This is a genomic window from Achromobacter sp. KK8 (assembly GCF_054188005.1).
Window position 1 is genome coordinate 402,891 of record NZ_CM135178.1, and the last position, 21,665, is coordinate 424,555.

Sequence of the window (21,665 nt, forward strand, 5' to 3'; positions counted from 1 at the left end):
ATCGACTGGTACGGGTTCTGGGGGCAGGTCAGCTGACGCTCGACAACCTCGTGGGCACCGACCCGGCCGGCTACGCCGGCCTGGAAGACGACGTGGATTGGCACTGGAAGCGCATCGTCGCGGGCGCGGTGCTGACGACGCTGCTGGGCGTGGGTGCCGAGCTGGCCGCGCCGGAGAACCGCCAGGACGGCAACCGCATCGTCATCGCCGGGCGTGACAGCGCCCAAGACAGCATCAATCAGGTCGGCCAGGAGATCAATCGGCGCAACATGAACATCCAACCGACGCTGACCGAGCGGCCGGGCCTGCCGGTGCGGATCATCGTCAACCGCGATCTGGTGCTGCGGCCATACCAGCCGCTGTTCTTCAATCGGGGGACTTCGCGATGAGCACGACCAAGAAGCTCCGGCTCGGGCCGCTGCCGAAAACCGAATCCACGAAGCTGACCTTCGCTTGCCCGGCCAGCGTAAAAGCCGACCTCGACCGCTACGCCGCGCTGCACGCGCAGGCGTATGGCGAGGCAGTCGATGCCATGACGCTGATCCCGCACATGCTGGAGGCGTTCATGGCCGGGGATCGGGGATTTAAGAGAACAAGCACCAAGACCTGAAGCAGTTGATGTTTAGTATAGTGAAACACCTGAAATACAGGTGCCGTTAACCGCATGGACGCATATTGCGAGACCAATAGTGCCAGAGGGTATTTTTAATGCAGGTAACAGTTTAAATGACAGACGAAACGCCAGAAGCGCTCACACACGATGAGATGGTTGACTTCTCCTCCTTGGGGGGTAAGCCAAGCGATGACTATATGCGCGTTGTCGATATGCTAGACAATGTTGTTCGAGAGTGCATGTACGTGTCACGGAGCTATAGTGGTATAGCATCCCCAAGTGCCAAGCACTACTATTCGTCGGTCTTGTTCACGGCACTTGTGACCAAGGGGGTGACTCTTGCTCAGATCATGCCCTTCACTCCTTGGGTGGATAAAAAAATCGAGCATTGGGATTACGCTTCTGCTGCTGGAATTACTCGAACGATGCTGGAGCTTCGAATCGCGTTCTACTACTTGTGTACTGAGGAATGTGAAGAAAAAGAATGGGAGTGCCGTTGGAATATATTTAATCTCCACGACTGCACCTCTCGCATCCGCATGTTCACAGCAATTGAAAACAATGAAGAAGTAGAAAAGTTGTCACAGGCGGCCGACGAAATACGTGAGCGAATCAGGGCAAACCCATTCTTTGATGCCCTGCCAGAGAAAAAGAAGAAAACTGCGTTGCACGGGCAATCAGCTTATCTTTTTCCGCTTGAGGATATAGCTGAGAAGGCTGGAATTGAGAAGGCCCAATTTAGGTGGTTGTACGTTCTCCTTTCATCTCACGTCCATGCGTTGCCGATGTCTTTCTTTCGCATTGGTGAGGAGCGCGGCAGAGGGTTGCCAACGCCTGTAGAGGAGGGTTATACATCAATATGTTTGTCACTTGCATCCACATTCCTCGTGAAGACACGTGATGAGGTTCATTCCTTATTTCGAGATTACAAAGCAAGGGCTGATGAAATAATTGAGCGCGAAAACCGGGAAGCCATAGAGGCCATGGAAACCTTGGAGGCTAAGACAAAGGCCGCAGCTTCTGACGGCATGAAGGTTGGCGAGACGAAATTATTGCTCTCCACTGAGACTATGACCATTGAAGCCACTCTGGTACAGGAGGACACAGTAGAGGTACGTTACCGAGATGCTAAAACAGGGGCGATTGTGCTGCAAAGTACCGAGTCGGAAGCGGGAACATATCTCGATCTTTACGATCTCTACTACTGGACGTTCATGCTGAATGGCGAGCACGTAACTAACGACCAAATGAGCTTCATGGACGGAAACGATTTTGCGTTCAAAGCTGACCCACACACTAGAACACTACATTTTAAGCACGGCTAATAACCAAGGCGACCATGCCCCTTTGTGGTAGGGGCTAGTGAGGAACTTGGTTTAACGTCTGATGACAGCATGCGCATAGGTGGGCTAGGCTTGCTGAGGTAGGCCCCTTCGCAGCAAATGTCTGCACCGCCTCAGCACGCCCCGGCTTGCTTTCCACAGGCTCTCATGTGGCTCCCAGCCCACAACGCCGCATCCGCTGCAAGCGACATGAAACAGAGCTAACCTATTGCCCTGTATGTGGTTTCAAGCCTAGCGTGATTTCCACGAAAGTCTTGACACCGACCATTTTTTGCGCCCGCACAAGCCGGCGAGCATGCGGCCGCGGCGGATCGAGACAAGAAACGGGCGCTTCGCGTACCATCGGACCTGACCATCAAAAGGCTGTCCGCGCAGCCGTGACAACAATGAGGGAGTCCGCAATGAAAACCATCCGTCTCATCGCTTTCGCGCTCGCCGCCGGCGTCACTGCCGGCCCGGCCCTGGCGGCGCCCGCCGTCATGCTGAACAATGCCCTCATCACCCAGATTTCCAAGGCCGACAAGCCCGCCTTCCACCAGGCCGTCGCGGATGCGTTGAACAATGCCGCCGATGGCCAGAGCGTCAACTGGTCGAGCACGCCCAAGCGCAAGGCCGCGCCGATCACGGCCAAGATCACCCCGCTGCAGACCAGCAAGCTGTCGGGCGACCGCACCTGCCGCCTGCTGGAAGGGGATTTCGCCCGCACCAGCACCACCGAAACCTGGAAGTTCTGGTTCTGCAAGCAACCGGACGGCACCTGGAAGGCCAGCTCGAACTGAGCATCGCGGCCCTTGCATCGGCCAAAGAGAACGCCCGCGACATCCCAGGATGAAGCGGGCGTTTTGCCATCCGGCCGCGCCCGTGGCGCGGGCCGGCAGCCGCGTCAGCCTTCGACGCGGTTGGCGTCCAGCACCGTCATGGCCGTCATGTTGATGATGCGGCGCACGGTCGAACTGGAAGTCAGGATGTGCACCGGCGCATTCGCGCCCAGCAGGATCGGGCCGACCGCCACGTTGCCGCCCGCGGCCGTCTTGAGCAGGTTGTAGGCGATGTTGCCGGCGTCCACGTTCGGGCACACCAGCAGGTTGGCCTCGCCCTTGAGCGTGGAGGACGGCAGGATCCGCAGGCGCAGCGCTTCATCCAGCGCGCAGTCGCCGTGCATTTCGCCGTCGATCTCCAGTTCGGGCTCGGCTTGGCGCACCAGTTCCAGCGCGCGGCGCATCTTGGCGCCCGAGGCCGAGCTGCCCGAACCGAAGTTCGAGCGCGACAGCAGCGCCACCTTCGGCGCCAGGAACATGCGCTGCATTTCCTTGGCCGCGGCGATGGTGAACTCGGCGATCTGCTCGGCCGTGGGTTCGTCGTTGACGTGCGTGTCCACCAGCACCACCGTGCGCTCGTTGAGCAGCAGGATGTTCATGGCGGCGTAGACGTTGGCGCCCGGACGGCGGCCGATCACCTCGTCGACGAAGCGCAGGTGATCGTGATAGGCGCCGACCGTGCCGCAGACCATGCCGTCGGCATCGCCCAGGTGCACCATCATCGCGCCGATCAGCGTCAGGCGGCGGCGCATTTCCACGCGCGCCATCTCCTTGGTGATGCCGCGGCGGCACATCAGTTCCCAATACGTGGTCCAGTACTGGTGGAAGCGTTCGTCGTATTCGGGGTTGGTGACTTCCACGTCCTCGCCCAGCCGCAGGCGCAGGCCGAATTTCTCGATGCGCGACAGCAGCACGGCGGGACGGCCCACCAGGATCGGGCGCGCCAGCCCTTCGTCGACGATGACCTGCACGGCGCGCAGCACGCGCTCGTCTTCGCCTTCGGTGAAGACGATGCGCGATTTGCCGCCGCCCCGCACGATGCGCTTGGCGGCCGAGAACAGCGGCTTCATGAAGGCGCCGGAGTGGTACACGAACTGCTGCAACTGCTCTTCGTAGGCTTCCAGGTCGGCCAGCGGACGCGTGGCCACGCCGCCTTCCATGGCGGCCTTGGCCACCGCCGGCGCGATGCGCACGATCAGGCGCGGATCGAACGGCTTGGGAATCAGGTACTCGGGACCGAACGAAATGTCGTAGGTGCCGTAAGCCGCGGCCACCACCTCGTTCTGCTCCTCCTCGGCCAGCTCGGCGATGGCGTACACCGCCGCCTTTTCCATTTCACGCGTGATCGTCGTGGCGCCCACATCCAGCGCGCCGCGGAAGATGTACGGGAAGCACAGCACGTTGTTGACCTGGTTCGGGTAGTCCGAACGGCCCGTCGCCATCACCACGTCGTCACGCACGCCGTGCGCCACTTCCGGCAGGATTTCCGGCGTCGGGTTGGCCAGCGCCAGGATCAGCGGGCGCGGGCCCATCTTGGCAACCATCTCGGGCTTGAGCACGCCGCCGGCCGACAGGCCCAGGAACACGTCCGCGCCCTCGATCACCTCGGCCAGCTTGCGGGCGTCGGTCTTCTGGGTGAAGCGCGCCTTGTCCGGGTCCATCAGCACGGTGCGGCCTTCGTAGACCACGCCTTCGATGTCGGTGACCCAGATGTTTTCCAGCGGCAGCCCCAGGTCCACCATCAGGTCCAGGCAGGCCAGCGCGGCCGCGCCGGCGCCCGACGTCACCACCTTGACCTTGTCGATGTCCTTGCCCACCACCTTCAGGCCGTTGATGAAGGCGGCGGAAACGGTGATGGCGGTGCCGTGCTGGTCGTCGTGGAAGACGGGGATCTTCATGCGCTCGCGCAGCTTGCGCTCGACGGTGAAGCATTCCGGCGCCTTGATGTCTTCCAGATTGATGCCGCCGAAGGTGGCTTCCAGGCCGGCGATGATCTCGACCAGCTTGTCCGGGTCGGTCTCGTTGATCTCGATGTCGAACACGTCCAGCCCGGCGAACTTCTTGAACAGCACCGCCTTGCCTTCCATCACCGGCTTGGAGGCCAGCGCGCCGATATTGCCCAGGCCCAGCACCGCGGTGCCGTTGGAGATCACGCCCACCAGGTTGCCGCGGCCTGTGTAGCGGAACACATTGGCCGGGTCCGCCACGATTTCCTCGCAGGCCGCCGCCACCCCGGGCGAGTACGCCAGGGCCAGGTCACGCTGGTTGACGAGCGGCTTGGAGGCCACGACGGAGATCTTTCCCGGGGTGGGAAACTCGTGGTAATCCAGAGCGGCCTGGCGGTCGGATTGCGAATTCATGGGGCGGCGCCTCCTAGTCTTGAACAGGGAAAATTCTAGGTCGGCGGGCATAAGGTGATCATTCAGATTTAATATTGTCACATCACTTTTTTCTTATGGCTTGTCTATGACGCCGTTTTCCCCGGACGAGGTTATCCGGAAACTGACCTCGCGGCTGAAGATGCGCCACCTCATGCTGCTGTTACAAATCGAGCAGCACGGCTCGCTCACCCGGGTGGCCGAGCACATGGCCACCAGCCAGCCGGCGGTGACCAATGCACTGGCCGAACTGGAAAGCATGTTCGACGTGCCGCTGTTCGAACGCTCGGTGCGCGGCATGACGCCCACGCCGCTGGGCGCGGTGGTGCTGGCGCGCGCCCGCGCGCTGGTGCACGACCTGGGGCACCTGGTGCAGGAAATGGAAGCCGTGGCCGCCGGCCATGCCGCGCACCTGCACATCGGGGTGATCCCGTTCGTGTCGGGGCAATTGCTGTCGGCCGCCATCGCCCGCACCATGCCGCAAGGACGCGGCATCACCGCCACCATCCACGAAGGCCAAGGCCCGGCCTTGCTGCGCCAGTTGCGCGACCACACCCTGGACGTGGTGGTGGGCTGGGCGACTCCGTCGGTGGACCTGGGGCAGATCGACTTCGAAGTGCTGTACCACCAGCCGCCGCGCCTGATCGCCAGCCGGCGCCTGGCCGCGCGGCTGGGACGCACGCGGCTGGAATGGAACATGCTGGCCGACCTGGACTGGATCCTGGGCACGCCGGACAGCCCGATCCGTGAACAGGTGGCCGACATCTTCCTGCGCGCCGGCCTGGCGCCGCCCACGCCGTCGGTGCAAAGCGATTCGTCCAAGCTGATCGGCGAAATGATCGTCGCCAGCGACCGCGCCGTGTCGATCCTGCCGGCCGACATCGCCGATGAACTGGTGCGTATCGCCGGCGCGGCGATCGTGCCGTATTCTTTCGACTGGACCTTGCCGCCGATTTCGCTGTTCACCCGCGCCGACGGCTTGCGCCGCAATGTCGACGCCCTGTTCGCGGCGGCCTTGCGCGAGGTCTTCAGCCGCAACGGACGGGCCTGAGCCGGCCCGCCAAGATACCGGCACACAACGGAATCCGCCATGCACGCCAACCAATTCGTCATGCAGCGCAGCGCCCTGGCCGGCGTGCAGGCGGTGGCCGCGCGCAGCGCCCGGACGTTTGCGCGGCATACACACGAGCAGTTCGGCATCGGCGTGTTGCGGCTGGGAGGCCAGGCCTCGCACAGCGGCCGCGGCCAGGTCGAGGCCGGCCCGGGCCAGGTGATCACCGTGAATCCCGGCGAGGTGCACGACGGCGCGCCCATCGGCGGCGAACGCGCCTGGCAGATGCTGTACCTGGATCCGGCGGTGGTGGCCGAGGCGGTGGACGGCCTGCCGGCCGGGGCCGGCTTCGAATTCGAGCATCTGGTGCTGGACGCGCCGGCGCTGGCGGCGGACCTGCTGGCGCTGTATGCGCAGGTCACCGCCGCCGCCGAGCCGCTGGCCTGCGACACGCTGCTGCTGCGGGTACTGGCGCGCGCCGGCCGCCAGGGCGCCCGCGCGCCCCGGCCCGGCGCTCCCGCGGCCATCCGCCACGCGCTAGGTCTGATCGATGACGCGCCCGCCGCCGCGCTGTCGCTGGCCGACCTGGCCCGGGCCTGCGGCCTGAGCCGCTTCCAGGTACTGCGCGCCTTCCACCGCGCCACCGGCATGACGCCGCACGCCTACCAGGTGCAGCGCCGCCTGCTGCTGGCGCGCCACCTGCTGCGCCAGGGGATGGCGCTGGCCGACACCGCCGCGGCCGCCGGCTTCTCCGACCAGAGCCACATGACGCGGCTGTTCTCGCGCGCCTATGGCCTGTCGCCCGGACGCTACGCCTTGGCCGCTGCGCACTGAGGGCCTTGGCAAGCGCGACCACGCTGCAATTTCGTTCAAGACCGCAAGCGCCGGCCGCGCCTACGCTGCGGCCTTGTCCCGACTCCGGCCCTCTCCATGAACCGAACCCAAGGGTATGCCTGCCTGGCCGCCGCCATGGCGCTGGTGGGCAGCACCGTCGTTGCCAGCAAGGTCATCGCCGCCGGGCTGCCGCCTTTCACCGCCACCGCCATGCGCTTTGCGCTGGCGCTGCCGTGTTTCGCGCTGCTGGGCTGGCTGGCCGGCGCGCGCCTGCCGCGCCTGGACCGGCGCGACTGGCTGCTGCTGGCGGCGCAGGCCGTCGCCGGCAGCGTCGGTTACACCACCCTGCTGATCGCCGGCCTGCGGCGCACCTCGGCGGTGGACGGCGGCGTCATCCTGGGCACCCTGCCGCTGGTGTCGGCCGCCGTCGCCATCGCGGTGCTGGGCGAGCGGCCGGGCAAGGCCACGCTGCTGGCCATCGCCACGGCGGCGGCGGGCGTCTGGTTGATGACGCACGGCGATGCGGCATCTGGCGCCGGTTCGTGGATCGGCAATGCGCTGGTGTTGGGCGCGGTGCTGTGCGAGGGCCTTTTCATCCTGCTGCAGAAGCGGTTGCGCGCGCCGGTGCCGCCACTGGCGCTGTCGACCTTGATGTGCGCCATCGGCCTGGCCGTGTGCCTGCCGGCCAGCCTGGCGGAAGCGCCGTGGACGCTGGCGCTTTCCGGCGAGGCCCTGCTGGCGGTAGCCTATTACGCGCTGGTGCCGACCGTGGCCGGCTTCGTGCTGTGGTACGCCGGCGCCGAGCGTGTCGCAGGGTCGGAAGCCGCCCTGTTCACCGCCATCGCGCCGGTATCGGCCGTCCTGCTGGCGGCGCTGCTGCTGGACGAATCCATGTCGGCGCTCCAGCTCGCGGGCATGGCCTGCGTGCTGGGCGCCGTACTCATCCTGGGCCGGACCCGCAAACCGGCCACCGTTGCGAGGTAATCCATGCTGTTCCGCCACGCGAGCGCCATCTGGCGCGATTATCCCCAACTGTCCGCCGGCGCCCTGCACGTGCGCGGCATTCATCGGCACGCCGGGGTCGGCGACCGGGCCGCGCCGTTCCTGGAGCGCGCTCGCCAGCGGCTGGCAGGCGCCAGCGAATCCGACCTGCCGGAAATCCAGGCCTGGCGCCGCGCCTTTGCCAGCATGGGCATCAAGCCCACCCAGTACCGCTGCGCGTCGGAAGCGCTGCTGCGCCGCCTGCGCAAGGAAGGCTCGATGCCGCCGCTGCATCCGCTGATCGAACTGTGCAACGCGGTCTCCATGGCCTACGCCATCCCGGTCGCGGTGCTGGATGCGCAGCGCCTGGGATCGGCGCTGGAGGTGCGCTACGCCGACGGCACCGAGCGGTATCTCACGTTCGGCGGCGACACCGAGCATCCGGAACCGGGCGAAGTGACCTATGCCGATCCCGAAGGCCGCGCGCACGCCCGCCGCTGGACCAATCGCCAGAGCGGCCTGTCCGCGGTGCATGACGACACGCGCGAGGTGCTGATCGTGGCCGAGGCCCTGCATGACGGCGCGGCGCGCGACATCGCGCGGCTGACCGGAGAACTGCGCGCGGCGCTGGCCGAGGTGTGGCAGGCGCCGTTGCGCCATGCGGTGCTGGATGCGCGCGCGCCGGAATTCGAGGTGCGGCGGGAATGAACCGGCCCGCGCCGGCGCCGCGTCAACCGCGGCTGAAGGCCAACGCGAAATCGTCGGAAAAGATGTCGGCAAGGGATTGCCGCAAGGCGGCGGCGCGCTCCGCGCCATAGGCGGCTTCGAAGCGGCGCTGCGCGTCTTTCCACAGGCGCTTGGACTCGGCCAGTTTGTCGCGCCCGGCATCGGTCAATGCCACGCGCCGGCTGCGTCCGTCGCGCTCGTCGCGCGCCATGCGCACGTAGCCGTCGCGCTGCAGCGGCTTGAGATTGTGCGCCAACGCCGAGCGGTCCAGCACCATGGCGCGCGCCAGATCGGTCATCGAGGGCGTGCCGGCGCGCGCGATATGAACCAGGATCGAATGCTGGGATACCTTCAGGCCGCAGGGCGCCAGCACCGTGTCGTACAGCTGCGAAACGCGCCGGGTGGCCTTGCGCAGGGCGGCACCGTTGCAGACCAGCGGGTCCTGGGGAATGGCGGAGGAATCGGCGTCGGACATGGCGGATACGGACGGCAAAAGGAAAGGCGCGCGCCAGTGGGCAGGTTCACCGGACGAGCCGGGCGCGGCAAGTCCATAACGCTACTGCCGCGCGCCGTCCCAGTCCAGCCCGATGTTGACACATATTGGCATATGCACGTAAATTTTACGCACCCTTCCCTCCGGCCGCCAGATCATGTCCGCCACCTCCGCCGCCACGCCTCGCCCCGCCAACGCGCGCCTGCAGGCGATGCTGCACGCGCCGATCGCGCCCACGCTGGCCCGGCTGGCCTGGCCCAATATCCTGATGATGCTGGCGCAGTCCGCCACCGGCCTGATCGAAACCTGGTTCCTGGCGCGCCTGGGAACGCCGGTGCTGGCCGGCGTGGCGCTGGTGGTGCCGGTACTGATGCTGATGCAGAACATGTCCCAGGGCGCGATGGGCGGCGGCATTTCGGCGGCCGTCGCCCGTACCCTGGGCGCGGGACGGCAACGGGAGGCCGACCAGCTGGTGCTGCACGCGGTCGTCCTGAACGCCGCGCTCGGCATCGCATTCTGCGCGCTGCTGCTGGCGTTCGGGCCGCAGTTGTACCGCGCCCTGGGCGCCGAAGGCGCGACGCTGGACGCGGCGCTGGCCTACTCCAACGTCATCTTTGGCGGCATCGTGCTGATGTGGCTGATGAACGCCTTTGCCAGCGTCATCCGCGGCACCGGCAACATGCTGGTGCCGGGCGCGGTGATCTGCGGCGGCGCGGCGCTGCTGGTACCGCTGTCGCCCTGCCTGATCTTCGGCTGGGGACCGTTTCCGGCGCTGGGGGTGGCGGGAGGCGGCTGGGCATTGGTCACGTACTACGCGGCGGGCACCCTGGTGCTGGGCGGCTATTGCCTGAGCGGCCGCAATGCCGCGCGGCTGACGCGCAGCCGCCTGCACCTGAGCCTGATGCGCAGCATTCTGCGGGTGGGCGCGCTGGCCACGCTCAACCCCTTGCTCACCAACGGCCTGGTGGCATTGACGGTGGCGCTGGTGGGCGCCTACGCCGGCACCGCGGCGGTGGCCGGCTACGGCATCGCGGTGCGGCTGGAATACCTGATGATTCCGCTGGCGTTCGGCCTGGGCGCGCCGATGGTGGCGATGGTCGGCGCCAACATCGGCGCCGGCCAGCCGGAACGGGCGCTGCGCATCGCGCTGACCGGCGGCGCCATGGCGTTCGCGCTGGCCGAGGTCATCGGCCTGGCGGCGGCGCTCTTTCCGGAAGCGTGGCTGCGCCTGTTCGGCGCGCAGGACCACATGCTGGCCGCGGGCGCCGCGTACCTGCGTATCGTGGGTCCGGTCTACGGCTTCTTCGCGCTGGGCTTCTCGATGTATTTCGCCTCGCAGGGCGCGGGACGCTTGAAGTGGCCGCTGTGGGCCGGCGTGCTGCGCCTGGCCATCGCAATCGGCCTGGGCGGCGCGGTGCTGCGCCTGACAGGGTCGCTCGCGGGGTTCTTCGCGGTCGCGGCGCTGGCCATGGCGGTGTACGGGCTGGTGATCCTGGCCGCCGTGGCATCGGGGTCGTGGTTCGAACGCGGCCATCTGCGCCGGCCTGGCGTGCTGTCCCAACGCTGAGCCGCGCAGGCTACGACCGCGGCGCGTCGCGCAGCGCGTAGGCGACCAGTTGCTGGGCGTAGGCCGGCAGTTCGCCGCGCACGCACAGCACCAGGTCGCGCCTGGCCCAGTCGTCCGCCAGCGCGAGGCGACGCACGCCCGCCGCGCGACCATGGCGCACGGCGGCGACGCGCGGCATGATGGCGATGCCCACGCCCTGGCCCACCAGGCGGCAGACCGCATCGAAGCTGCGCAGGCGCACCCGGTACGACAGTACCTTGCCGCCGCGGCGCGCATGGTGGGCGATGTGTTCCTGCAAGGCGCTACCCTCGACCAGGCCGACGAATTCCTCGTCCGCGACGTCGGCCAGCAGCGCCGTCTCGCGGCCCGCCAGGCGATGGTCCGGCGGCACCACCAGCGCCAGCGGATCATGGCGAAAACGCGCAACCTGCAGACCCTGCAGGTCGGTCGAATCGGCCAGCACGCCGATGTCGCAGGTGCCGGCGCGCAGGGCGTCGGCGATTTCGTAGCTGAGGCGCTCTTGCAGATCCACCGACACGCGCGGGTGATCCTTGAGGAAGTCGCCCAGCACGGCCGGCAGATATTCGCTGAGGGCGGTGGTGTTGCACAGCACCCGCACATGGCCCTTGAGCCCCTGCCCGTAATGATCCAGCTCGCCGCGCATCCGGTCCATCTGCGCCAGCACCAGGCGCGCGTGATGCGCCAGCGTGCGCCCCGCCGGCGTGGCCTGCACGCCGCGGTGCTCGCGCAGCAGCAGCGGCACGCCCAGCGTTTCCTCCATGCCGCGGATACGCTCGCTGGCCGACGCCAGCGTCATGTGCGAACGCCGCGCGCCGGCCGTGATGGAACCGGTTTCCTGCACATTGAGGAAGAGCCGCAGATCGGTAAGGTCGAAGCGCATGGCAAAAAGCGTAGCACGCCAGGCTCAGGCGCTTCCATAGGCTGCCTACGCCAGATCCCGATAGGGAGACGCCGCGCCACGGGCGCAGAATGGCGCCATCCATCATCGAAAACGGGGTTTTCCAATGACACATGCCATCACCGGCCGCGCGGCCAGCGCCTGGTGCGCGGCGCTACTCGCGGCGCTGGCGCTGCACTCCTCAGGCCGGGCCGAAGCCAACGATGCCCTGTCGGCCTATGCCACGCCGGTGCAGAAGTATGCGCTGGCGCTGGAGGCCCAGACCCAGGGCGACTACCCCGCCATGCTGGCCTGGTTGCGGGCGGCGGCGCGCGAAGGCCACTCACCGGCCCAGCGCATGCTCGGCATTGCATTGATCGGCGGTCCGGCCCTGTACGGCGCCGGGCAGCCCGCCGACCTCTGCGAAGGCCGCCAATGGCTGCTGCGCGCAGCCGGCCAGGGCGCGGGCGACGACGTCGCCTACGCCCTGTTCGGCCGGCCGCGCGACGCGCTGACCGCGCACTGCGAGGCCGCATGAGCGCCAACGACCTGCTGGGCGCGGGCACGCCCGCGTTGCTGGCCGCGACCGCCGCGGTATTCGTGCTGGCCGGCGTGGTCAAGGGCGTGGTCGGCCTGGGCCTGCCGACCATTTCCATGGCCATGCTGGCGCTGATCATGGCGCCCGCGCAGGCCGCCGCGCTGCTGATCGTGCCGTCGCTCATCACCAACCTGTGGCAGGCGCGGCCGTGGCCGACGTTGATGCGGCTATTTCGCCGCATCGCCACCCTGCAGGCGGGCGTCTGCGCCGGCACCCTGGCCGGCGCCGCATGGTTCGGCGCCCCCGCCGGCCATTGGGCCAGCGTGTGCCTGGGCGTCGCCCTGGTGGCGTATGCGGCCTGGGGGCTGTTCGGCACGCCGCCCGCGGTGCCTGCGCGGCACGAGGGCGCGCTGGGCGCCGTGGTGGGCGCGATCACCGGCCTCATCACCGCGGCTACCGGCGTGTTCGTGATTCCCGCCGTGCCCTACCTGCAAGCGTTGCACCTGGACAAGGACGGCCTGATCCAGGCGATGGGCATCTCGTTCACGGTGTCCACCGTCGCCCTGGCGGCGGGCCTGTGGCTGAACGGCAGCTATACGCCAGGCGCCGCGGGCGCCTCGGTATTGATGCTGTTGCCGGCCCTGGCCGGCATGGCCCTGGGCCAGTGGTTGCGCGGCCGTCTGTCGGCGCGCGCCTTCAAGCAGTGCTTCATGGTCAGCCTGGCGCTGCTGGGCGCCTACCAGGTGGCGCAGGGCCTGGCCGGGTAGGCGCCCTGGCCGGGCGTCAGGCGGCCAGGCGCCGTTCGTCGACGAAGCCGATCGACACGGACATCTCGCGCCAGCGCGCCAGCTCCTGCTGCACCGACTGGATCTTGCCGCGCGCCTGGTCGAAGGCGTCGCGCCCCAGGAACAGATGCAGCGGGGCGTACTGCGCCTGCGCCGCCTGGATCAAGGCGCGTGCCGCCTTGGACGGGTCGCCGGCGGCGGGATGCCCCAGGCCGGCGCCGGCCTCGGGATGCGCCCCCTCCGCCCGCGCCCGCATCGCGCCGGGGTAGACCAGCGACACGCGCACGCCGTGCGGCGCGGCTTCCAGGGCCAGCGTTTCGCTCAATCCGCTGACGGCGAACTTGGCGGCGCTGTAGGCGCCCCAGCCCGCGCTGCCGCCATCGAACCCCAGGATCGACGAGATGTTGAACACATGGCCGCCGCGCTGCGCCCGCAGCCGCGGCATCACCGCGCGCACCACGTTCAGCACGCCGAAGACATTGATGTCGAAGCTGTCGCGCAGCTCGGCGTCCGACAGGGTTTCCAGCGCGCCGGCCAGGCCATGGCCGGCGTTGTTGACCACCACGTCGATGCGGCCGAACGCTGCCACGGTGGTGTCCACCGCGCGGCGCACATTGCCCTCGTCGGCCAGGTTCACTTCCAGCGGCAGGAAGCGGCCTTCAAGCTTGGCGCCCACCGCGTCCATCAGCGCATCGACGTCGCGCGACGTGGCCGCGACCTTGTGGCCCTGGTCGAGCAGCATCCGGACCAGCGCCAGGCCCAGGCCGCCGGAGGCGCCCGTCACAAACCAGATTTTTTCGGTGCTCATGCGATCTCCCTCTGCTTGCGGCGGCCGGCAACACGCCGGCGGCCCGCTGGCGGCCACGGATTCACGCGGAATACATCGCCCCCAAGCGTGAGAGGAAGTGTAGGAATCGCGCGTCGGGCAGAACAGGCTCGTTCTTGCGTGAAACCTGCCTATTTCTACGGGTTTGCCGGAAGGGGCCGTCGCGGCGCCCCGTCCCCGGCGGCCGGGCCCGGATATCAGCCCAGCGCGCTGCGGTAGTGTTCGCTGTCAAAGCTCGGCGCGCTGTCGGCCGGCGCGGCATCGGCCGCCGGCACGACGGCGGGAGCGGCGGCATCGACGCCGAAAAGGGAGAGTTCAGCGGTGACCAATGCAAGCAGAAGATTCGCCATGATGATTCCTTTGAGTCAAATGCCCAGACCGGCGGCAGTTGCGCCGGTCTTATATAAGACATGGGGCTCATATTGCTGGGCGCGATGGCGCGCGTCCATTTGGTTTACTCAATCAGGGCGATTGAGGGAACGCAAGGCCGTGGCTCAGCCGGCGAAGCGGCGCCGCTGGCCGGTCTGCCGCACCGCCGCCACCAGCGCCCGCGCCACCGGCTCGGCCGAACGCGCGAAGGCATAGAAGCGCGCATTCGGCAGCGCCGGCATGCCTTCTTCGCGCGACAGCGCCCGCAGCCCGGGCCGCAGCTGGCTGCGCGCCACCGGGGCCACCGCGAAACCGGCCTGCGCGGCCGCCAGGCAACCGGCCATGCTGCCGCTTTCGAATGCCGGCGACCACGCCCGCCGCGCCTTGCCCAGCGCCGCGATCGCGGCTTCGCGGTAGACGCAGGGTTCGGGGAACACCGCCAGCGGCACGCGTTCGCCGGGAAGCCAGGCCTTGTCTTCGCCCCAGGCCCACACCAGTTCCTCTTCCCACAGCAGTTCGCCCTCGTCGCGCACGCGCGAGCACTGCTTGCCGAAGACCACGTCGAGCTTGCCGCGCGCCTGCTGGCGCAGCAGATCCGCCGTCACGCCCACCTTCAGCTCGATGGACGCCCCCGGATGCGCGCGATGGAATGCCTGCAATACCTCGGCGAGCCAGGCGCCGGCGAAGTCTTCCGAGGAACCGATGCGCAAGCGGCCCTTCAGGCCCGCGCCGCTCAGCCGGGCGCGGGCCTCGCGCTCGAGCTCGACGATGTTGCGCGCGTAGGCGTACAGCGTTTCACCGGCGGCGGTCAGTTCGAAACTGCGCGTGGTGCGTGCCAGCAGGACGGCCCCGGCGGCCGATTCAAGGCGCTTGATGTGGCCGCTGACCGCCGATGGCGTCAGCGCCAGCGCGTCCGCCGCCAGCGCGAAACCGCCGTGGTCCACGACCTCGAGAAAGGTGCGCAGCAGTGTCAGGTCCAGCACGGCGCCGGGGGAAGTCGGGAGGGTGTCCATGGGGCGAAATCAGTACACGATTCTTTGATAATAAACCCGGATTATTCACTAATCATGATTACCCGCGCCGCTATCGTGGAACTCCCGACATCCCCGGACACGGCGCCATGCCCTCTTACTCCACGATCCACACTCCCCTGCTCGAAATCGCTTATCTCGAATGGAATCCCGCCGGCCGCCGCAGCGCGGTGCTGCTGCATGGTTGGCCCGACAGCCCGGCCGGCTGGGGCCCGGTGGCGCAGTGCCTGGCCGCCGAAGGCTACCGGGTGCTGTGCCCGGCGCTGCGCGGGTTCGGCCCGACCCGCTTCCTGGACCCGGCCACGCCGCGCAGCGGCGAACTGGCGGCGCTGGGCCGCGACCTGCTGGACTTCATCGCCGCCCTGGGGTTGGAGCAACCGCTGCTGGTGGGCCACGACTGGGGCGCGCGTGCCGCCGCCAACGCCTGCGGCCTGGACGCGGGCGTCGCCGCGCGGCTGGTGCTGCTGTCGGTTGGCTACGGCACCAACGATCCCGCGCAGGCCCTGCCGCTGCCCCAGGCGCGCAGCTACTGGTACCACTGGTTCATGGCCACCCCGCGCGGCGCAGCCGCCGTGCGCGACGACGCGCGCGGCTTCACCCGCTACCTGTGGGACACCTGGTCGCCGCCTGGCTGGTACACCGAGCAGGAATTCGCCGAGGCCGCGCAGGCGTTCGACAACCCCGACTGGGCGGCGGTGGTGTTGCACTCCTATCGCCACCGCTGGGGCCTGGAAGCCGGCGACCCAGCCTATGCGCAGGATGGCGCGCGGCTCACGCCGGCGCCGCGGCTGGCCGTGCCGACCCTGGTGCTGCATGGCGGCGCCGACACCTGCAACCAACCCGCCACGTCCGAAGGCAAGGCGCATTACTTCAGCGGCCGCTACGAACGCCGGGTGCTCGATGGCGTGGGGCATTTCCCGCAGCGCGAGGCGCCGCAGGCGGTGGCCGCCGCCATCCTGAACTTCGTCGCCGCGCCGGCGGCGCCAGGCTGACGCGGCGAGCCGGCGCCGCGCAGGAAAACGGGGAATGGCGGATAATCCGCCTATTTCCCGCCCACGGGCGGCGGTTTCCCGCCGGCGCCCGCGCCTGGCAGCATTCGGAGTCAGCTATGTATCGCGGCATTGAAGCGATCGAACAATTCATGATGTCCATCGGACTGACCTGGCAGCCCGGCCGCACCGAGAGCGCCGAACTGCGCGCCAGCTACCGTATAGGCAACACCCGGCCGCTGGGCATCGATCGCACGCTGGTGGAATTCCACTGCGATGCCAAGCGCCCCAAGGTCTGGGTGCCGGAATTCTCGCGCACCAGCTTCCACCAGTGGTTCGAAGTGCCGTTCCAGGAGTTCGAATTCACGCCGGGCGGCTCGATGCTGAAGATCAAGGCCGCCGCGCGCGGCAATGCCCCGCCCTACAGCGTGGGACTGAAGCCGCTCGCCTGAACGGCCTTGCCCGCCCGGCCGTCTCCGGGCCCTCCTAGAGCGCCTTGTACATGATGGTCGTGCCGTCCAGCCTGGACGGATCGCGCGCGTCGCGGGCGAATCCCGGAATCACCCCCACGGTGTGATAACCCAGCGAGGCGTAGAGCGGCTCGGCATTGTCGCCGGTCCGCGTATCCAGCGTGATCAGGCTGCGCCCGGCCGCCACGGCGGCGGCTTCCGCCGCCCGCATCAGCGCCCGCGCAATGCCCTGGCGCCGGAAATCGGGATGCACCATCAGCTTGCGGATCTCGGCGCGATGCGGCTGGTTCGGCGGCGTGTCGCAATCGAGCTGCACCGAACCGGCGATACGGCCGTCCTGCCACGCCACCAGCAAGGCCAGGCGGCCGGCCGCCAGCGGCGGCAGCACCTTGTCGCGCCAGAAGGCCTGCGCCTCGTCGATCGAATACGGCAGCACGAAACTGATGCTGGCGCCGTCCTGCACACAGGCATGCAAGAGCGCGCCCAGCTCGGGCAAGCGATCGCGCGCCTGGTCGGCGGACAGGGAGGTCAAGGCAGGCAGGCAGGGAGACATGGCGGACTCAGATGATGAACAGCAGGTAGCGGGCGCCGCTGTGCGGCGGGGTATCGAAGGCGCTGGCGCCGTAAAGCTGGTATCGCAGGCAATCGCCGCGCGCCAAAGTATGGGACTGGCCGTCGACGCGGACCGACAGTTCGCCTTCCAGCATGACCAGATGATGTTCAAGTCCGGCGCGCGGCGAATGCTCGTAGGCAATGTGGGTGGCCGCGGGGAGTTCGCAGGCCAGCACTTCGCCGGCCAGCTTCTGCGAGGGCGGCGAGACCGAGCGGCGCCGGAAGCCCGTGCCGCCATCGACCCACAGCGCCTGCGCCGCGCTCGGCACGAGCGGGGTGAAGTCGTCTTCGACCATGCGCATCAGGCGCGACATCGTCATGCCGTAGGCCCCGCACAGCTTGCCCAGCACGCTGGCGGTGGGACTGACCTCGGCATTTTCCAGGCGCGACAGCGTGGCGCGGCTGACGCCGGCGCGCCCGGCCAGTTCGTCCAGCGACCAGCCGCGTTCGACACGCAGCGTTTTCAGGCGATCGGCCAGGCGTTGGTCCAGGTCGGCTTCGGGAGCGAATGAATTTTCCATATTCGGGAATTTATCCCATATATGGAAATACATCAACGGTGCCTGCTGGCGGGCCACGCGAATGCGTTCCTGCCTGCGACGCAGCCGAGCCCTTCGACGGCCATGGCGACAATTCGGCACAATACGGCCCATGCCTACCCTCCGTTTCCTGTCCATGACCGCTCTGTGCCTTGGCATTCTCACCGGCTGCGGGCTGCCGCCCCGGGCGACGACCAACCCGACCCAGGCGCTGGCGCCGGACGTGGCGCGCGACACGCCGCTGGGCCGGGCCATTACGCCGCTGGCGGCCGAACACCCCGGCAAGTCCGGCATCCACGCGCTGGCCGACGCCCACGACGCGTTCGCCGCGCGCATGATGCTGGCGCGCACCGCGCAACGCAGCCTGGATGTGCAGTACTACATCTGGCACGACGACATGACCGGCACCATGCTGATGGAAGCCCTGCACGCGGCGGCCGACCGCGGCGTGCGGGTGCGCCTGCTGCTGGACGACAACGGCACCTCCGGACTGGACACGGTGCTGGCGGCCATGGACGCGCACCCGAACATCGAGGTGCGGCTGTACAACCCCTTCGCGGTACGCTGGCCCAAGGCCATCGGTTACCTGACCGACTTCCGCCGCCTGAACCGGCGCATGCACAACAAGTCCTTCACCGCCGACAACCAGGCCACCATCGTCGGCGGCCGCAACATCGGCGACGAGTATTTCGGCGCGGCCGAAGGCGTGCTGTTCTCCGACCTGGACGTGCTGGCCGTGGGGCCCGTGGTGCAGGACGTCTCAAGCGACTTCGACCGCTATTGGGCCAGCCAGTCGGCCTATCCCGTGGTCGGCCTGCTCAAGCCCGCCGGCCCTGACCAGCTCGCTGCGCTGGCCCAGCGGGCGGCCGCCGTCGAGCAGTCGCCCGCGGCGGCGGCCTACGCCGAAGCCATGCGCCAGCTGCCCTTCATCCAGCAGCTGTTGCGCGGCGAGCTGGCCCTGGAATGGGCCCCGACCCGCATGGTGAGCGACGATCCGCGCAAGACCCTCGGCACCGCGCCGGCCGACGCCATGCTGTCGCACCAGTTGCACGACATCATCGGCACGCCCGCCACCGACGTGGAATTGGTATCGCCCTACTTCGTGCCCACCGCCAGCGGCACCGCCGCCTTCGCGGCGATGGCGCGGCGCGGGGTCAAGGTGCGGGTCCTGACCAACGCGCTGGAGGCCACCGACGTGGCGGTGGTGCATTCCGGCTACGCCACGCGCCGCCGCGAGCTGCTGGCGGCCGGGGTCGAGCTGTTCGAGATGAAGCGGCAGGCGGGCGAGATCGGGCGCAACAAGAGCCTGGGACCGTTCGGCAGCTCCGGCTCCAGCCTGCACGCCAAGACCTTCGCGGTGGACGGGCGCGGCGTATTCGTCGGGTCGTTCAATTTCGATCCGCGCTCGGCCCGCCTGAACACCGAACTGGGCTTCGTCATCGACAGCCCGACCTTGGCGCGGCACATCGCCACGGCCTTCGACCAGGACATCCCGCGCAATGCCTATCGTGTCTGCCTGGACGACCAGGACCGGCTCTACTGGCTGGAGCAGCGCGAAGGCCGCACGATCCGGCACGACACCGAGCCCGGCACCACCGCCTGGCAGCGGTTCTCGGTCTGGTTCGTGTCGCTGCTGCCGATCGAGTCGCTGCTGTAGTCCGGCCGCAAGCAGCCGTCCAAGCCAACACGCAGGTTGCCGGACAGGCCACGACGCGGGCGGCGGAGCAAATTACGGAGTTCACGCCGGCCGCGCCGGCGGTAGACTGGATATCCGCCGACTTCCCGCCCCGCTTTTCCCATGAGCAAGCTCGACACCCTGGACTGGACCCGCATCGCCGCCGACCTGGACGCGCGCGGCCACGCCGTGGTCGCCGGCCTGCTCACGCCCGCGCAATGCCAGGCGCTGGCGGCCGGCTACGACGACGAGCACCGCTACCGCAGCCGCATCGTCATGAGCCGCCACGGTTTCGGCCGCGGCGAGTACAAGTACTTTGCCTATCCCTTGCCGCGCCTGCTGCACAACTTGCGCACCGCGCTGTATCCGCGGCTGGCGCCGATCGCCAACCGCTGGAACCGGCAGATGGGCATCGCGGTGCAATATCCGGCCGAGCATGCCGCCTTCCTGGCGCGTTGCCACCAGGCGGGCCAGCGCCGGCCCACGCCGCTGATTCTTCGGTACGGAGCCGGCGACTACAACTGCCTGCACCAGGACCTGTATGGCGAACATGTGTTCCCCTTGCAGGTCGCGGTGCTGCTGTCGCGGCCGGACGAAGACTTCACCGGCGGCGAATTCGTCATGACCGAAACCGACAGCGCCGGCCAACGCGCCGAGGTATTGCCGCTGCGCCAGGGCGATGCGCTGGTGTTCACCGTCAACCAGCGACCGGTGGCCGGCGCGCGCGGCTGGCGCCGCGTGGCCATGCGCCACGGCGTCAGCGCCTTGCGCGGCGGCCGGCGCCACACGCTCGGCGTGATCTTCCACGACGCGACCTGACATGGGAACCAGCCTGAACCTGTTTGACGACGAAGAGATCGCGCAGACCGGCCTCGAGCGCATCGGCGCGCAGTCGATGGTGCTGCGCGGCTACGCGCTGCCGGCGGCGCAGGCGCTGCTGGCCGGCGTCGACACGGTGCGCCGCCAGGCGCCCTTTCGCCACATGGTCACCCCCGGCGGCCTGCCCATGTCGGTGGCGCTGACCAACTGCGGCCGCCATGGCTGGACCAGCGACGAACACGGTTACCGCTATACGCGCGAGGATCCGTTGTCGGGATTGCCCTGGCCCGCCATGCCCGAGGCCTTCGACACGCTGGCGCGCGCGGCCGCGCTGGCGGCGGGCTTTCCCGGCTTCGCGCCGGACGCCTGCCTGGTCAATCGCTATCAACCGGGATCGCGGCTGTCGCTGCACCAGGACAAGGACGAGCGCGACTACGGCGCCCCCATCGTCTCGGTGTCGCTCGGCATGCCGGCGGTGTTCCTGTTCGGCGGCCACGCGCGCGGCGATCGCGCCGTGCACGTGCCGCTGTTCCATGGCGACGTGGTGGTGTGGGGCGGCGTCGACCGGCTGCGCTATCACGGCGTGCTGCCGCTCAAGGACCGCCCCCATCCCACGCTGGGCAGCGTGCGGATCAACTTCACCATTCGCCAGGCCGGCTGAAGCGGCCCGCCTCAGGCGGCGCGCAGCGCCACCTTGGGAAAATCCACCGGCACGTCGAAGGCGACGTTGACGTAGTTGGTGAACAGGTTCAGCGCCACGTGCGCCAGCAGTTCCACGATCTCGCCGTCGTCGAAGCCCGCCTGGCGCAAAGCGACGACGTCGGCATCATTGACCTGGCCGCGGCCGCGCACCAGCTTGAGCGCGAACGCCAGCGCCGCCGCGGTGCGCGGATCGTCGGCCTGTCCGGCCTGGGCGGCGGCCATCTGCTCGGCGCTGGCGCCGGCCTTGCGGCCGAGCGCGGTGTGCGCGGCCAGGCAATATTCGCAGCGGTTGCTGTCGGCCACCGCCACGGCGATCTTCTCGCCCAGTTGCGGCGACAGCGTTCCGCCGCCGAGCGCGCCGAAGGCGGCCCACATGCTGGCCAGGGCCGCGGGCGAATTGGCCACCGCGCGGAACATATTGGGGGTGGCGCCGAACGTCCCGTGGATCTGGCGCAGCAGATCCTGGCTGGCGGCCGGAGCGGTGGCGGTGTCGAGCAGGGGTACACGGGACATGATGGTTTCCTTTGAAAGTGGGAGGGCATCGCGGCGCTGACCGGAAGGGTCCTTCGCCTGGCATCCAGTATTCCCGTTGCGGCAGTATCATTGGA

Annotated in this window: 24 protein-coding genes and 1 pseudogene; 16 read left to right on the top strand and 9 right to left on the bottom strand. The window is 68.3% G+C overall.

Translation table 11 applies throughout. From position 1 onward, the window contains the following. Window positions 1-29: 29 nt before the first annotated feature. The 4 genes and pseudogenes from ACVN9Z_RS01955 to ACVN9Z_RS01970 form a co-directional block, all read left to right on the top strand. A pseudogene (locus tag ACVN9Z_RS01955) lies at window positions 30-389 on the top strand (TrbI/VirB10 family protein); the annotation flags it as partial. Further along, window positions 386-610 carry a DUF2274 domain-containing protein gene (locus ACVN9Z_RS01960; RefSeq protein WP_458213031.1) on the top strand — a complete coding sequence of 75 codons (225 nt, stop codon included), beginning with the start codon at window positions 386-388 and terminating at the stop codon, window positions 608-610. The pseudogene ACVN9Z_RS01955 and the gene ACVN9Z_RS01960, both read left to right, overlap by 4 nt. 116 nt (window positions 611-726) lie before the next feature. After that, window positions 727-1,938 (top strand): DUF5677 domain-containing protein, encoded by a 1,212-nt coding sequence (locus ACVN9Z_RS01965; protein WP_458213032.1) that lies wholly within the window; start codon window positions 727-729, stop codon window positions 1,936-1,938. A gap of 419 nt (window positions 1,939-2,357) precedes the next feature. Beyond that, window positions 2,358-2,735, top strand: coding sequence for a hypothetical protein (locus ACVN9Z_RS01970; protein ID WP_006387436.1), 378 nt, complete (start codon window positions 2,358-2,360; stop codon window positions 2,733-2,735). Between the two features lie 104 nt (window positions 2,736-2,839). On the opposite strand, the gene ACVN9Z_RS01975 is transcribed toward ACVN9Z_RS01970, so the two are convergent. Further along, a complete protein-coding gene (locus tag ACVN9Z_RS01975) occupies window positions 2,840-5,134 on the bottom strand; it encodes an NADP-dependent malic enzyme (protein WP_024070246.1) in 2,295 nt (764 codons plus the stop codon). A 106-nt stretch (window positions 5,135-5,240) separates the two neighbouring features. On the opposite strand from ACVN9Z_RS01975, the gene ACVN9Z_RS01980 reads away from it, so the two are divergent. From ACVN9Z_RS01980 to ACVN9Z_RS01995, 4 genes are all read left to right on the top strand, one after another. Then, entirely contained in the window at window positions 5,241-6,203 is a 963-nt protein-coding gene (locus tag ACVN9Z_RS01980) for a LysR substrate-binding domain-containing protein (RefSeq protein WP_006387434.1), read from the top strand. 39 nt (window positions 6,204-6,242) lie between these two features. Then, the gene (locus ACVN9Z_RS01985) at window positions 6,243-7,037 is read left to right on the top strand and encodes an AraC family transcriptional regulator (protein ID WP_458213033.1); all 795 of its coding nucleotides are present in this window, start codon (window positions 6,243-6,245) and stop codon (window positions 7,035-7,037) included. Window positions 7,038-7,133: 96 nt separating this feature from the next. Further along, window positions 7,134-8,021 (top strand): DMT family transporter, encoded by an 888-nt coding sequence (locus ACVN9Z_RS01990; RefSeq protein WP_458213034.1) that lies wholly within the window; start codon window positions 7,134-7,136, stop codon window positions 8,019-8,021. A 3-nt stretch (window positions 8,022-8,024) separates the two neighbouring features. Then, complete coding sequence (locus ACVN9Z_RS01995) at window positions 8,025-8,726, top strand: B3/B4 domain-containing protein (RefSeq protein WP_006387430.1); 702 nt, start codon at window positions 8,025-8,027, stop codon at window positions 8,724-8,726. A 22-nt stretch (window positions 8,727-8,748) separates the two neighbouring features. Here ACVN9Z_RS01995 and ACVN9Z_RS02000 read toward each other — a convergent pair whose 3' ends face one another. Further along, a complete protein-coding gene (locus ACVN9Z_RS02000; RefSeq protein WP_024070249.1) occupies window positions 8,749-9,219 on the bottom strand; it encodes a MarR family winged helix-turn-helix transcriptional regulator in 471 nt (156 codons plus the stop codon). A 175-nt stretch (window positions 9,220-9,394) separates the two neighbouring features. Between ACVN9Z_RS02000 and ACVN9Z_RS02005 the strand changes: the two genes are divergently transcribed. Beyond that, on the top strand, window positions 9,395-10,804 hold the full coding sequence (locus tag ACVN9Z_RS02005) for an MATE family efflux transporter (protein WP_223203233.1): 1,410 nt from the start codon (window positions 9,395-9,397) through the stop codon (window positions 10,802-10,804). Window positions 10,805-10,814: 10 nt separating this feature from the next. On the opposite strand, the gene ACVN9Z_RS02010 is transcribed toward ACVN9Z_RS02005, so the two are convergent. Further along, window positions 10,815-11,705, bottom strand: coding sequence for a LysR substrate-binding domain-containing protein (locus ACVN9Z_RS02010; protein WP_006387427.1), 891 nt, complete (start codon window positions 11,703-11,705; stop codon window positions 10,815-10,817). Window positions 11,706-11,829: 124 nt separating this feature from the next. Between ACVN9Z_RS02010 and ACVN9Z_RS02015 the strand changes: the two genes are divergently transcribed. Both ACVN9Z_RS02015 and ACVN9Z_RS02020 read left to right on the top strand, forming a co-directional pair. After that, window positions 11,830-12,240, top strand: coding sequence for a sel1 repeat family protein (locus ACVN9Z_RS02015; RefSeq protein ID WP_458213035.1), 411 nt, complete (start codon window positions 11,830-11,832; stop codon window positions 12,238-12,240). Further along, complete coding sequence (locus ACVN9Z_RS02020) at window positions 12,237-13,007, top strand: sulfite exporter TauE/SafE family protein (protein ID WP_054442863.1); 771 nt, start codon at window positions 12,237-12,239, stop codon at window positions 13,005-13,007. Before ACVN9Z_RS02015 ends, ACVN9Z_RS02020 begins: the two co-directional genes overlap by 4 nt. Before the next feature lie 16 nt (window positions 13,008-13,023). On the opposite strand, the gene ACVN9Z_RS02025 is transcribed toward ACVN9Z_RS02020, so the two are convergent. The 3 genes from ACVN9Z_RS02025 to ACVN9Z_RS02035 all read right to left on the bottom strand — a co-directional run bounded on the left by ACVN9Z_RS02025 (window position 13,024) and on the right by ACVN9Z_RS02035 (window position 15,233). Continuing rightward, a complete protein-coding gene (locus ACVN9Z_RS02025; RefSeq protein WP_020926565.1) occupies window positions 13,024-13,833 on the bottom strand; it encodes an SDR family oxidoreductase in 810 nt (269 codons plus the stop codon). Window positions 13,834-14,048: 215 nt separating this feature from the next. Further along, on the bottom strand, window positions 14,049-14,201 hold the full coding sequence (locus ACVN9Z_RS02030; RefSeq protein WP_024070254.1) for a hypothetical protein: 153 nt from the start codon (window positions 14,199-14,201) through the stop codon (window positions 14,049-14,051). Window positions 14,202-14,345: 144 nt separating this feature from the next. After that, window positions 14,346-15,233, bottom strand: coding sequence for a LysR family transcriptional regulator (locus ACVN9Z_RS02035; protein WP_024070255.1), 888 nt, complete (start codon window positions 15,231-15,233; stop codon window positions 14,346-14,348). 107 nt (window positions 15,234-15,340) lie between these two features. On the opposite strand from ACVN9Z_RS02035, the gene ACVN9Z_RS02040 reads away from it, so the two are divergent. Both ACVN9Z_RS02040 and ACVN9Z_RS02045 read left to right on the top strand, forming a co-directional pair. Further along, on the top strand, window positions 15,341-16,243 hold the full coding sequence (locus ACVN9Z_RS02040) for an alpha/beta fold hydrolase (RefSeq protein ID WP_238911248.1): 903 nt from the start codon (window positions 15,341-15,343) through the stop codon (window positions 16,241-16,243). Between the two features lie 116 nt (window positions 16,244-16,359). After that, window positions 16,360-16,692 (top strand): hypothetical protein, encoded by a 333-nt coding sequence (locus tag ACVN9Z_RS02045; protein WP_020926561.1) that lies wholly within the window; start codon window positions 16,360-16,362, stop codon window positions 16,690-16,692. A 34-nt stretch (window positions 16,693-16,726) separates the two neighbouring features. Here the strand turns inward: ACVN9Z_RS02045 and ACVN9Z_RS02050 are convergent, their stop codons facing one another. Both ACVN9Z_RS02050 and ACVN9Z_RS02055 read right to left on the bottom strand, forming a co-directional pair. After that, window positions 16,727-17,263 (bottom strand): GNAT family N-acetyltransferase, encoded by a 537-nt coding sequence (locus ACVN9Z_RS02050; protein ID WP_047991731.1) that lies wholly within the window; start codon window positions 17,261-17,263, stop codon window positions 16,727-16,729. Between the two features lie 7 nt (window positions 17,264-17,270). Then, window positions 17,271-17,843 carry a helix-turn-helix domain-containing protein gene (locus ACVN9Z_RS02055; protein WP_035183043.1) on the bottom strand — a complete coding sequence of 191 codons (573 nt, stop codon included), beginning with the start codon at window positions 17,841-17,843 and terminating at the stop codon, window positions 17,271-17,273. Window positions 17,844-17,973: 130 nt separating this feature from the next. Between ACVN9Z_RS02055 and ACVN9Z_RS02060 the strand changes: the two genes are divergently transcribed. The 3 genes from ACVN9Z_RS02060 to alkB all read left to right on the top strand — a co-directional run bounded on the left by ACVN9Z_RS02060 (window position 17,974) and on the right by alkB (window position 21,016). Continuing rightward, the gene (locus tag ACVN9Z_RS02060; protein WP_458213036.1) at window positions 17,974-19,518 is read left to right on the top strand and encodes a phospholipase D family protein; all 1,545 of its coding nucleotides are present in this window, start codon (window positions 17,974-17,976) and stop codon (window positions 19,516-19,518) included. Window positions 19,519-19,659: 141 nt separating this feature from the next. Next, window positions 19,660-20,355 (top strand): 2OG-Fe(II) oxygenase, encoded by a 696-nt coding sequence (locus ACVN9Z_RS02065; protein ID WP_006387417.1) that lies wholly within the window; start codon window positions 19,660-19,662, stop codon window positions 20,353-20,355. Window position 20,356: 1 nt separating this feature from the next. After that, a complete protein-coding gene (gene alkB, locus ACVN9Z_RS02070; RefSeq protein WP_006387416.1) occupies window positions 20,357-21,016 on the top strand; it encodes a DNA oxidative demethylase AlkB in 660 nt (219 codons plus the stop codon). 11 nt (window positions 21,017-21,027) lie between these two features. On the opposite strand, the gene ACVN9Z_RS02075 is transcribed toward alkB, so the two are convergent. Beyond that, window positions 21,028-21,570 carry a carboxymuconolactone decarboxylase family protein gene (locus ACVN9Z_RS02075; protein ID WP_024070261.1) on the bottom strand — a complete coding sequence of 181 codons (543 nt, stop codon included), beginning with the start codon at window positions 21,568-21,570 and terminating at the stop codon, window positions 21,028-21,030. Window positions 21,571-21,665: the final 95 nt, after the last annotated feature.

Excerpts from the sequence above, each read along its gene's own strand:
- ACVN9Z_RS01960 (WP_458213031.1), top strand. The coding sequence starts at position 386 with ATGAGCACGACCAAGAAGCTCCGGCTCGGGCCGCTGCCGAAAACCGAA.
- ACVN9Z_RS01965 (WP_458213032.1), top strand. The coding sequence starts at position 727 with ATGACAGACGAAACGCCAGAAGCGCTCACACACGATGAGATGGTTGAC.
- ACVN9Z_RS01970 (WP_006387436.1), top strand. The coding sequence starts at position 2,358 with ATGAAAACCATCCGTCTCATCGCTTTCGCGCTCGCCGCCGGCGTCACT.
- ACVN9Z_RS01975 (WP_024070246.1), bottom strand. The coding sequence starts at position 5,134 with ATGAATTCGCAATCCGACCGCCAGGCCGCTCTGGATTACCACGAGTTT.
- ACVN9Z_RS01980 (WP_006387434.1), top strand. The coding sequence starts at position 5,241 with ATGACGCCGTTTTCCCCGGACGAGGTTATCCGGAAACTGACCTCGCGG.
- ACVN9Z_RS01985 (WP_458213033.1), top strand. The coding sequence starts at position 6,243 with ATGCACGCCAACCAATTCGTCATGCAGCGCAGCGCCCTGGCCGGCGTG.
- ACVN9Z_RS01990 (WP_458213034.1), top strand. The coding sequence starts at position 7,134 with ATGAACCGAACCCAAGGGTATGCCTGCCTGGCCGCCGCCATGGCGCTG.
- ACVN9Z_RS01995 (WP_006387430.1), top strand. The coding sequence starts at position 8,025 with ATGCTGTTCCGCCACGCGAGCGCCATCTGGCGCGATTATCCCCAACTG.
- ACVN9Z_RS02000 (WP_024070249.1), bottom strand. The coding sequence starts at position 9,219 with ATGTCCGACGCCGATTCCTCCGCCATTCCCCAGGACCCGCTGGTCTGC.
- ACVN9Z_RS02005 (WP_223203233.1), top strand. The coding sequence starts at position 9,395 with ATGTCCGCCACCTCCGCCGCCACGCCTCGCCCCGCCAACGCGCGCCTG.
- ACVN9Z_RS02010 (WP_006387427.1), bottom strand. The coding sequence starts at position 11,705 with ATGCGCTTCGACCTTACCGATCTGCGGCTCTTCCTCAATGTGCAGGAA.
- ACVN9Z_RS02015 (WP_458213035.1), top strand. The coding sequence starts at position 11,830 with ATGACACATGCCATCACCGGCCGCGCGGCCAGCGCCTGGTGCGCGGCG.
- ACVN9Z_RS02020 (WP_054442863.1), top strand. The coding sequence starts at position 12,237 with ATGAGCGCCAACGACCTGCTGGGCGCGGGCACGCCCGCGTTGCTGGCC.
- ACVN9Z_RS02025 (WP_020926565.1), bottom strand. The coding sequence starts at position 13,833 with ATGAGCACCGAAAAAATCTGGTTTGTGACGGGCGCCTCCGGCGGCCTG.
- ACVN9Z_RS02030 (WP_024070254.1), bottom strand. The coding sequence starts at position 14,201 with ATGGCGAATCTTCTGCTTGCATTGGTCACCGCTGAACTCTCCCTTTTC.
- ACVN9Z_RS02035 (WP_024070255.1), bottom strand. The coding sequence starts at position 15,233 with ATGGACACCCTCCCGACTTCCCCCGGCGCCGTGCTGGACCTGACACTG.
- ACVN9Z_RS02040 (WP_238911248.1), top strand. The coding sequence starts at position 15,341 with ATGCCCTCTTACTCCACGATCCACACTCCCCTGCTCGAAATCGCTTAT.
- ACVN9Z_RS02045 (WP_020926561.1), top strand. The coding sequence starts at position 16,360 with ATGTATCGCGGCATTGAAGCGATCGAACAATTCATGATGTCCATCGGA.
- ACVN9Z_RS02050 (WP_047991731.1), bottom strand. The coding sequence starts at position 17,263 with ATGTCTCCCTGCCTGCCTGCCTTGACCTCCCTGTCCGCCGACCAGGCG.
- ACVN9Z_RS02055 (WP_035183043.1), bottom strand. The coding sequence starts at position 17,843 with ATGGAAAATTCATTCGCTCCCGAAGCCGACCTGGACCAACGCCTGGCC.
- ACVN9Z_RS02060 (WP_458213036.1), top strand. The coding sequence starts at position 17,974 with ATGCCTACCCTCCGTTTCCTGTCCATGACCGCTCTGTGCCTTGGCATT.
- ACVN9Z_RS02065 (WP_006387417.1), top strand. The coding sequence starts at position 19,660 with ATGAGCAAGCTCGACACCCTGGACTGGACCCGCATCGCCGCCGACCTG.
- alkB (WP_006387416.1), top strand. The coding sequence starts at position 20,357 with ATGGGAACCAGCCTGAACCTGTTTGACGACGAAGAGATCGCGCAGACC.
- ACVN9Z_RS02075 (WP_024070261.1), bottom strand. The coding sequence starts at position 21,570 with ATGTCCCGTGTACCCCTGCTCGACACCGCCACCGCTCCGGCCGCCAGC.